The sequence below is a fragment of the Streptomyces sp. NPDC004658 genome (assembly GCF_040609555.1).
Taxonomy (GTDB): Bacteria; Actinomycetota; Actinomycetes; order Streptomycetales; family Streptomycetaceae; genus Streptomyces.
Genome location: NZ_JBEXKG010000245.1, coordinates 1 through 7,970, shown reverse-complemented (window position 1 = coordinate 7,970; position 7,970 = coordinate 1). Strand labels below are relative to the sequence as shown.

General features: G+C 72.9%; 8 protein-coding genes and 1 pseudogene. 3 read left to right on the top strand and 6 right to left on the bottom strand.

Going from position 1 to position 7,970, the window contains the following annotated elements:
* Window positions 1–180: pseudogene (locus ABZV94_RS38630) on the bottom strand (phosphoesterase); the annotation flags it as partial.
* A gap of 77 nt (window positions 181–257) precedes the next feature.
* On the opposite strand from ABZV94_RS38630, the gene ABZV94_RS38625 reads away from it, so the two are divergent.
* Both ABZV94_RS38625 and ABZV94_RS38620 read left to right on the top strand, forming a co-directional pair.
* On the top strand, window positions 258–914 hold the full coding sequence (locus ABZV94_RS38625) for a histidine phosphatase family protein (RefSeq protein WP_356349232.1): 657 nt from the start codon (window positions 258–260) through the stop codon (window positions 912–914).
* A gap of 106 nt (window positions 915–1,020) precedes the next feature.
* A complete protein-coding gene (locus ABZV94_RS38620) occupies window positions 1,021–2,640 on the top strand; it encodes an ATP-binding cassette domain-containing protein (RefSeq protein ID WP_356349230.1) in 1,620 nt (539 codons plus the stop codon).
* 37 nt (window positions 2,641–2,677) lie between these two features.
* On the opposite strand, the gene ABZV94_RS38615 is transcribed toward ABZV94_RS38620, so the two are convergent.
* A complete protein-coding gene (locus ABZV94_RS38615) occupies window positions 2,678–3,796 on the bottom strand; it encodes a Vms1/Ankzf1 family peptidyl-tRNA hydrolase (protein ID WP_356349228.1) in 1,119 nt (372 codons plus the stop codon).
* A gap of 57 nt (window positions 3,797–3,853) precedes the next feature.
* On the opposite strand from ABZV94_RS38615, the gene ABZV94_RS38610 reads away from it, so the two are divergent.
* Window positions 3,854–4,141 (top strand): DUF6158 family protein, encoded by a 288-nt coding sequence (locus tag ABZV94_RS38610; protein WP_030983959.1) that lies wholly within the window; start codon window positions 3,854–3,856, stop codon window positions 4,139–4,141.
* Window positions 4,142–4,258: 117 nt separating this feature from the next.
* Here the strand turns inward: ABZV94_RS38610 and ABZV94_RS38605 are convergent, their stop codons facing one another.
* The 4 genes from ABZV94_RS38605 to ABZV94_RS38590 form a co-directional block, all read right to left on the bottom strand.
* Window positions 4,259–4,801, bottom strand: coding sequence for a type 1 glutamine amidotransferase domain-containing protein (locus ABZV94_RS38605; protein ID WP_356349226.1), 543 nt, complete (start codon window positions 4,799–4,801; stop codon window positions 4,259–4,261).
* A gap of 5 nt (window positions 4,802–4,806) precedes the next feature.
* The gene (locus tag ABZV94_RS38600) at window positions 4,807–5,460 is read right to left on the bottom strand and encodes a diguanylate cyclase (protein ID WP_356349224.1); all 654 of its coding nucleotides are present in this window, start codon (window positions 5,458–5,460) and stop codon (window positions 4,807–4,809) included.
* Window positions 5,457–5,834 (bottom strand): DUF2795 domain-containing protein, encoded by a 378-nt coding sequence (locus ABZV94_RS38595; RefSeq protein WP_356349222.1) that lies wholly within the window; start codon window positions 5,832–5,834, stop codon window positions 5,457–5,459. The genes ABZV94_RS38600 and ABZV94_RS38595 overlap by 4 nt, the downstream gene beginning before the upstream one ends.
* 104 nt (window positions 5,835–5,938) lie before the next feature.
* A complete protein-coding gene (locus tag ABZV94_RS38590) occupies window positions 5,939–7,735 on the bottom strand; it encodes a thiamine pyrophosphate-requiring protein (protein WP_356349220.1) in 1,797 nt (598 codons plus the stop codon).
* Window positions 7,736–7,970: the final 235 nt, after the last annotated feature.

Below are 7,970 nucleotides of genomic sequence, written 5' to 3'. Positions count from 1 at the left end.
CGTCGCGAACCACAGCACCCCGTGGTTCGCGCTGCGGCTCAGGCGGGGCAGGACGCGTTCGGCGCCGGGCCAGTGCCAGGCGGCGGCGGCCTCGAACAGGCGGCCGTCGAGATCGAGCAGCTTGCGCAGCGGGGCGCGGGCGGCGGTCGCGGGGGCAGTCAGGTCCACGTCTGGGCTCATGGGGTGCGGTTACCCTGAAGGGCCCGTTTCTTGTCCCCGTGCGCCGGCCGCCGGCCCGGTGCGAGAGGAGAACCCGGATGCGCCTGCTCCTCGTCCGCCACGGCCAGACCCCGTCCAACCTGAACCACCTGCTGGACACCGCCGTGCCCGGCCCGGGGCTGACTCCGCTCGGCGAGGCGCAGGCCGCCGCACTGCCCGAGGCGCTCGCCGGCGAGGACATCGAGGCGCTCTACGCCTCCACGCTCGTGCGCACCCAGCTGACCGCCGCCCCGCTGGCCGCCGCGCGCGGCCTGGAGGTCCTGGTCCGCGACGGCATCCGCGAGCTGTCCGCCGGCGACCTGGAGATGCTGCCCGGCCACACCCCGGAGGGCGAGCGGTACCTGCGCACGGTGTTCGCGTGGGCCGCCGGGGACACCGCCCTGCGCATGCCCGGCGGGGAGAGCGGCGAGGAGGCCCTGGCCCGGTACGACGCGGTGGTCGCCGAGGCCGCGGCGAGCGGTGCCCGGTCCGTCGCCATGGTCAGCCACGGTGCCGCGATCCGGGTCTGGACCGCCGCCCGCGCCGCCAACGTCGACGTCGCCTTCGCCGCGGCCCGCCCCCTGGAGAACACCGGCGTGGTCATCCTGGAGGGCTCCCCGGCGGACGGCTGGAAGGCCCTGTCGTGGGAGGGCGCCACGGTGGAACCGGCGGGCGAGGGCGGCCCGGCGGGCGAGGCGCTGGGGGCGGCGGGGTAGCCGACGGGGCCGGGGCGCTGGGCGGTCGACGGGGACGGTCCGGGATGGCCGGCCCGTCGGATAAGCGTTTGCCCCGGGCGTGGGATGACTCGGAGAATGCCTGGCCATGGGACATCTGGAAGCCGCGCACCTGGAGTACTACCTCCCCGACGGGAGGGCGCTGCTCGGCGACGTGTCCTTCCGGGTGGGCGAAGGGGCCGCCGTCGCGCTGGTCGGTCCGAACGGTGCCGGCAAGACCACCTTGCTCCGGCTCATCTCCGGCGAGCTGAAACCGCACGGCGGCACGGTCACCGTCAGCGGCGGCCTCGGCGTGATGCGCCAGTTCGTCGGCTCCGTACGGGACGAGACGAGCGTGCGCGACCTGCTCGTCTCCGTCGCCCCGCCCCGCATCCGCGAGGCGGCGAAGGCGGTCGACGAGGCCGAGCACGCCATCATGACCGTCGACGACGAGGCGGCCCAGCTGCGGTACGCGCAGGCCCTCGCCGACTGGGCCGAGGTGCGCGGCTACGAGGCCGAGACCCTGTGGGACATGTGCACCACCGCCGCGCTCGGGATGCCGTACGAGCGCGCCCAGTGGCGGCAGGTGCGGACCCTCTCCGGCGGTGAGCAGAAGCGGCTCGTGCTGGAGGCGCTGCTGCGCGGCAGCGACGAGGTGCTGCTGCTGGACGAGCCGGACAACTACCTCGACGTCCCCGGCAAGCGGTGGCTGGAGGAGCAGCTCAAGGAGACCCGGAAGACGGTCCTGTTCGTCTCCCACGACCGCGAACTTCTCGCCCGCGCCGCCGAGAAGATCGTCTCCGTCGAACCGGGCCCGGCCGGCGCCGACGCCTGGGTGCACGGTGGCGGCTTCGCCACCTACCACGAGGCCCGCCGCGAACGCTTCGCCCGCTTCGAGGAGCTGCGCCGCCGCTGGGACGAGAAGCACGCCCAGCTGAGGAAGCTCGTGCTGACGCTCCGTCAGGCAGCGGCCGTCAGCCATGAGATGGCCTCCCGCTACCAGGCCGCCCAGACCCGCCTGCGCAAGTTCGAGGAGGCCGGCCCGCCGCCGGAACCGCCCCGCGAGCAGGACATCACCATGCGGCTGAAGGGCGGCCGCACCGGCGTACGGGCCGTCACCTGCGCGGGACTCGAGCTGACCGGGCTGATGAAGCCGTTCGACCTGGAGGTCTTCTACGGCGAACGGGTCGCCGTCCTCGGCTCCAACGGCTCCGGCAAGTCCCACTTCCTCAGGCTCCTCGCCGGCGAGGACGTCGCCCACACGGGGGAGTGGAAGCTGGGCGCCCGGGTCGTGCCCGGCCACTTCGCCCAGACCCACGCCCATCCCGAACTCCAGGGCCGCACCCTCCTCGACATCCTCTGGAAGGAACACGCCCAGGACCGGGGCGCCGCCATGTCCCGGCTGCGCCGCTACGAGCTCACCCAGCAGGCCGAGCAGAGCTTCGACCGGCTCTCCGGCGGACAGCAGGCCCGCTTCCAGATCCTGCTGCTGGAACTGGCCGGCGCCACCGCGCTGCTCCTGGACGAGCCCACCGACAACCTCGACCTGGAGTCCGCCGAGGCCCTCCAGGAGGGCCTGGAGGCGTTCCAGGGCACGGTCCTCGCGGTCACCCACGACCGCTGGTTCGCCCGCTCCTTCGACCGTTTCCTGGTCTTCGGCTCCGACGGCCGGGTCCGCGAGACCGCGGAACCGGTCTGGGACGAACGGCGGGTGGAGCGGGCCCGGTGACCCGGGCCCACCCGGCCGGTCCGCCGCGCCGGCGCCGTCACTTCCAGCGCAGCAGCGCGCCCATGCCACCGGCCGCGACCTCGTCGCCGGCCTCCTCCAGCACCGGCGACAGCGAGACGACCGGGGCGTCCGTCACCACGGCCGCCCGCACCAGCGCGTCATCGGCGCGGGCCGGCCAGGCGTGCTGCTCGCCGATGCTCTTCAGCTCCGTACGGCGGGCCGCCAGCTGGTCCGGGTCCTCGCCGATCCACACCTCGCGGTGCGTGTCCGGCGCGTCCGGGCGGATCAGCAGCTCGGCCAGCCGGTGCTCCCGCGCCGCCTCGATCAGCTGCGGCACGCCCTCGATCGCCGCGGCCCGCCGCTCCTCGTCGGGTGTCCGGGCCGCCCGGTACCGGTCCACCTCGGCCAGGACCCGTTCCCGGACGTGCCGGGCCCGGATCTCCTCGACCTCCCGCGGCAGCAGCCTGCTGCCGATGCCGTGCGCGGCCTGAACCGCCCGGTCGCGCAGCGGCTGGGGCAGCTGGTCCCGCACCGACCGGCACTCGCGCTCCTCCCCGCACAGGATCAGCAGGTCGGCCCCGGTCTCGGCCTGGCAGGCCGCGAGCGCGTCGGCGATCTCCCCGGCGTTGCGCTCCCAGGTGTTCTCCACCTTCAGCTGGAAGTGCCGCTCGGACCAGTCGGAGGCCTTCGCCCGGTGCATCGGCCACTGCCGGCTTCCCGTGATGTGCCCGGCCTCCTCCTGGAGCACCGCGCTGCGCAGCTCGAAGTCGGCGCCGGTGCGGTCGATGTACGCCACCAGCGACACCGGGTCCTCCCCGGCCAGGTCCAGCAGCGGCGTGACGTGCGGGAGCGTGCCCCAGCGCACCAGGCCCTGCGGCGGTGCCTGGGTCAGCGGCACCTGGAGCACCACCTCGCCGTTCCGGGCGAAGACGGCCCGCCCGTACGGCTCCGTGCTGTGCCGCAGCGCGTCCAGGGTGTCGTACACCGCCCGGCAGGTGGCCTCGTCGCCCCCCTGCTCGCTCAGCTGCCGCGCCACCGCCTCCGCCGTCAGATGCCGCCGGTGCTCCATGTCCTCGTCGTGCTGTGACAGGTCGACGTACGCGGAGGCCCAGGACCCCGGATGTTCGTACAGTGGATTCAGGAACGCGAGCTCCATGGATTCCTCCCGGAAATCGCTCGGGGGCAGTGCACGCCGGGCGGGTACCCGAAGTCCATGAACGAACACGACGAGCGGGGCACCACCATGACCGGAGTCGACCCCAGCCGGCTGGACGACCAACAGCTCATGAAGGAGCTGGAGACGATCCACCGCACGCGCCACGACACTCTCCTGTACGGCTCGAACGACGCACTGCGGGCCCACAACGAGCGCATGGCGCAGCTGGAGGGCGAGTACCTGCGCCGCAATCCCCGTCGCCTGGTGAGCGCGGCCCGCACCCGCGAGGGCGCCCGTGAGCGCGGCTGCGGCGAGGCGGCGACCCCGGGCACCCCCGGCACCTGACGCCACCCACGGGGAAGACACCGGGAAAGACACCCACAGGCTTCCCTCACGACGCCAAGGCACCCACACGAAAGGGCCGGCCCCTGACGGGCCGGCCCCCTCACATGCCGCGTCCGGTCAGCCGGCCTCGCCGGCGAACACGTGCAGGAACGCGTCGCAGAACGCCTTCAGGTCGTCCGGCTTGCGGCTGGTCACCAGCTGGTTGGAGCCGTGGTCGCAGATCTTCACCTGCTCGTCCACCCACGTGCCGCCGGCGTTCTGGATGTCCGTGCGCAGACTGGGCCAGGAGGTCAGCACCCGGCCGCGTACGACGTCCGCCTCCACCAGCGTCCACGGCGCGTGGCAGATCGCGGCGACCGGACGGCCCCGCTCGAAGAAGTCCTTCACGAACGCGACGGCCTTCTCGTCCATCCGCAGGAAGTCCGGGTTGGCCACCCCGCCCGGCAGGACGAGACCGCCGAACGAGCCGGCCGACGTCTCACCCACCACCTCGTCCACGGGAAACGTGTCCGCCTTGTCCAGATGGTTGAACGCCTGGATCTTTCCGGACTGGGTCGACACCAGCACCGGCTCGTGCCCGGCACCGGAGGCCGCCTCCCACGGCTCGGTCAGCTCGACCTGCTCGACGCCCTCGGGTGCCACCAGAAACGCGATACGCATGATCCTCAGCTTCCTTTCACTCTCCGCAGCGTGGCCCGGTGCGCCCGGGCCCGTCGCTTCCTCGCCCGGGACGCCCGCCGGCAGCGCACCAGCTCCTCGCCGTACGGCAGCAGCACGCACGCGCCGATCGCGAGGCCGATGGCCGCCAGATAGCCGGGCGACAGCGGGCGCCGGCGCGGTACCAGGCGCCAGGCGTCCGGATCCCCGCGCCCGCCGCGCAGCAGCGACCGCACCTGATCGGCGTGCAGGCACATCAGCGAGACCAGCCCGCCGAACGGCAGCGACTCCAGAAAGCTGTGGATGTGCTGCTCGACGGGCTTGACCTCACGGTCGCTGTGGACGGCGGTCCGCACGTCCCACAGCGCCGTCGCCTCGTGCACCGCCGCCGCGCCCAGCTGCACGGACAGCAGCAGCGGATTGACCTCGTAGCGCAGGGTGAGCGCGATGGGCAGGCCCACCTCGGCCATCATCAACGAATGGATCAGGGACTCCTTCGTCCCCGCCGTGTCCTCGATCCGGGTCCGCCGGTGCATCGCCCAGTCGGCGAGCCCCGGCACGAACCAGCCGGGCAGCAGCCCGTACAGCAGAAACCGCGTGGTGGCGTCCCCCACGTCGACCGTGGCACCGCGCGCGATGTCGGCCGCCTGGTCCTGGCTCATGCGCCGCCCACCACGGCCTCGGCCAGCTGCTGCATGTTCTCGTACCGGCCGCCGTGCGGCAGCGCGGCCACCGCGTCGATCAGCCCGGTGGGCGCGTTGCTCCGGCGCAGCGCCCGGGCCAGCTCCCCCGGCTTCGCGGGGAAGGCGTGCCGGCTCAGGTGCCGGGCCAGCTCCATCCGGGTCCGCTCCAGTGACGGCGGAGACCCGAGACCGCCCACCGGCCCGCTCCACACCTCCGGATCGTCGTCCGCGGCCGGCTCCGGGTCGTGCCACTCCTCGACGCGCGTGGGATGGCCGGACCGGAGCAGCCCCTTCAGTTCGTGCTTCATCTCGTCGTCCCGGTGGACGCTCAGCCGGTCACTGCCTCGCTGCATGTCTCCCTCCAGAGGGTCGAAGGTCCGCACCGCGTACCCGGTACCGCACGTCCGACACGGGATCGGCGCGTGCGGCCACCACTCGGCCCAGTGCCTGTGCCGGCCTAGTGCTTCTGCCGGCCCGGCAGGAACTCCTGCACCTTCGCCTTCAGCCCCTGCTTGACCATCGAGGCCCGGTCGGCGTCGCCCTTGAGGATCGACGTGGCCGTGGCCTCCATCTGCTCCCAGCTGGCGTGCGGCGGGATCGGCGGTACGGCGGGGTCGGTGAGGAACTCGATCACCGCCGGGCCGTCGGCGTCCAGGGCGGCCCGCCAGCCCTTCTCCACGTCCTCCGGCTTCTCCACCCGGATACCGGTCAGGCCCAGCGACCGGGCGAACGCCGCGTACTGCACGTCCGGGATCGACTGCGACGGCAGGAACGACGGGGCGCCCTCCATCGCCCGCATCTCCCAGGTCACCTGGTTCAGGTCCTGGTTGTTCCACACGGCCACCACGAGCCGCGGATCCGACCAGCGGTCCCGGTACTTCGCCGCCGTGATCATCTCCGCCAGACCGTTCATCTGCATCGCCCCGTCCCCGACCAGCGCCACCACCGGCCGGTCCGGGTGCGCGAACTTCGCCCCGATCGCGTACGGCACCCCCGGGCCCATCGTCGCCAGCGTGCCGGACAGCGAACCGCGCATGCCCGGCCGCATCGTGATGTGCCGCGCGTACCAGTTGGCGACCGACCCCGAGTCCGAGGTGAGGATCGCGTTGTCCGGCAGCAGCGGATCGAGTGCCCGGGCCACGTACTCCGGGTTGATGGGATCGGCCGACAGCCCGGCCCGGCGTTCCATCGTCTCGTGCCAGCGCTTCACGTTCGCGCACACCGTGTCGTACCACTCGCGCCCGCGGCCTTCCGCCTTCAGCAGCGGGATCAGCCGCCGCAGCGTGGCCTGGGCGTCGCCGACCAGGTTCACCTCGTACGGGTAGCGCATGCCGATCATGTGCGCGTCGATGTCGATCTGCACCCCGCGCGCCTTGCCGAACTCCGGCATGAACTGCGTGTACGGGAACGACGAGCCGATCGTCAGCAGCGTGTCGCAGTCCCGCATCATCTCGTACGAGGGCCGGCTGCCGAGCAGCCCGATCGGCCCGGTGACGTACGGCAGTTCGTCGCTCAGCACGTCCTTGCCGAGCAGCGCCTTCGCCACCCCGGCGCCGAGCAGCTCGGCGACCTCCCGGACCTCCGCGACCGCGCCCGCGGCGCCCTGTCCGATCAGGATGGCCACCTTGTCGCCCGCGTTCAGCACGTCCGCCGCCCGGCGCAGCGCCTCGTCCGTCGGGGTCGCCGTGTAGTCGCTCATCCCCAGGCTGGAGGGCACCATCTTGAACTCGTGCGTCGGCGGCGAGTAGTCCAGCTCCTGCACATCACCCGGGATGATCAGGGCGGTCGGGCAGCGCCGGGCGTACGCCGTGCGGATCGCCCGGTCCAGCACGTTCGGCAGCTGCTCCGGCACGGTCACCGTCTCGACGAACTCGGAGGCGACGTCCTTGAACAGCGTGTGCAGGTCGACCTCCTGCTGGTACGAACCGCCCATCGCCGTCCGGTTGGTCTGCCCGACGATCGCCAGCACCGGCACGTGGTCCAGCTTCGCGTCGTACAGGCCGTTGAGCAGATGGATGGCCCCGGGCCCCGACGTCGCCGCGCAGACCCCGATCCGGCCGCTGAACTTCGCGTACCCGACCGCCTCGAAGGCGGACATCTCCTCGTGCCGGGACTGGATGAACCGCGGCTGGTCCTCGGCCCGGCCCCAGGCGGCGAGCAGCCCGTTGATGCCGTCGCCCGGGTAGCCGAAAACCTGTTCCACCCCCCAGGCGCGCAGGCGCTCGAGGATGTGGTCCGAGACCTTGGTGCTCATGGAGAGACCTCCCGGTGCAAGTGCGAAGCGGACGATCCGGTCAGCGCCTACCGAGTGACCTGCGCGGGGGACGGAAAACCTCCGGGGCCCGTACGGGGGACGGGTTCCGGACGCCTCGCGCGTGCCGCCGGCCGGACCGTCACCCGGCCGGCCCCGCGTGTCCCGCGAATGGGCTCCGGCCGCGCGCGCCACGGCGGCACGCGGGCTGTCATGGCAGCGAGGGCACGACCCGTGC

Coding starts and splice junctions, on each gene's coding strand:
- ABZV94_RS38625 (WP_356349232.1), top strand. CDS start 258: ATGCGCCTGCTCCTCGTCCGCCACGGCCAGACCCCGTCCAACCTGAAC.
- ABZV94_RS38620 (WP_356349230.1), top strand. CDS start 1,021: ATGGGACATCTGGAAGCCGCGCACCTGGAGTACTACCTCCCCGACGGG.
- ABZV94_RS38615 (WP_356349228.1), bottom strand. CDS start 3,796: ATGGAGCTCGCGTTCCTGAATCCACTGTACGAACATCCGGGGTCCTGG.
- ABZV94_RS38610 (WP_030983959.1), top strand. CDS start 3,854: ATGAACGAACACGACGAGCGGGGCACCACCATGACCGGAGTCGACCCC.
- ABZV94_RS38605 (WP_356349226.1), bottom strand. CDS start 4,801: ATGCGTATCGCGTTTCTGGTGGCACCCGAGGGCGTCGAGCAGGTCGAG.
- ABZV94_RS38600 (WP_356349224.1), bottom strand. CDS start 5,460: ATGAGCCAGGACCAGGCGGCCGACATCGCGCGCGGTGCCACGGTCGAC.
- ABZV94_RS38595 (WP_356349222.1), bottom strand. CDS start 5,834: ATGCAGCGAGGCAGTGACCGGCTGAGCGTCCACCGGGACGACGAGATG.
- ABZV94_RS38590 (WP_356349220.1), bottom strand. CDS start 7,735: ATGAGCACCAAGGTCTCGGACCACATCCTCGAGCGCCTGCGCGCCTGG.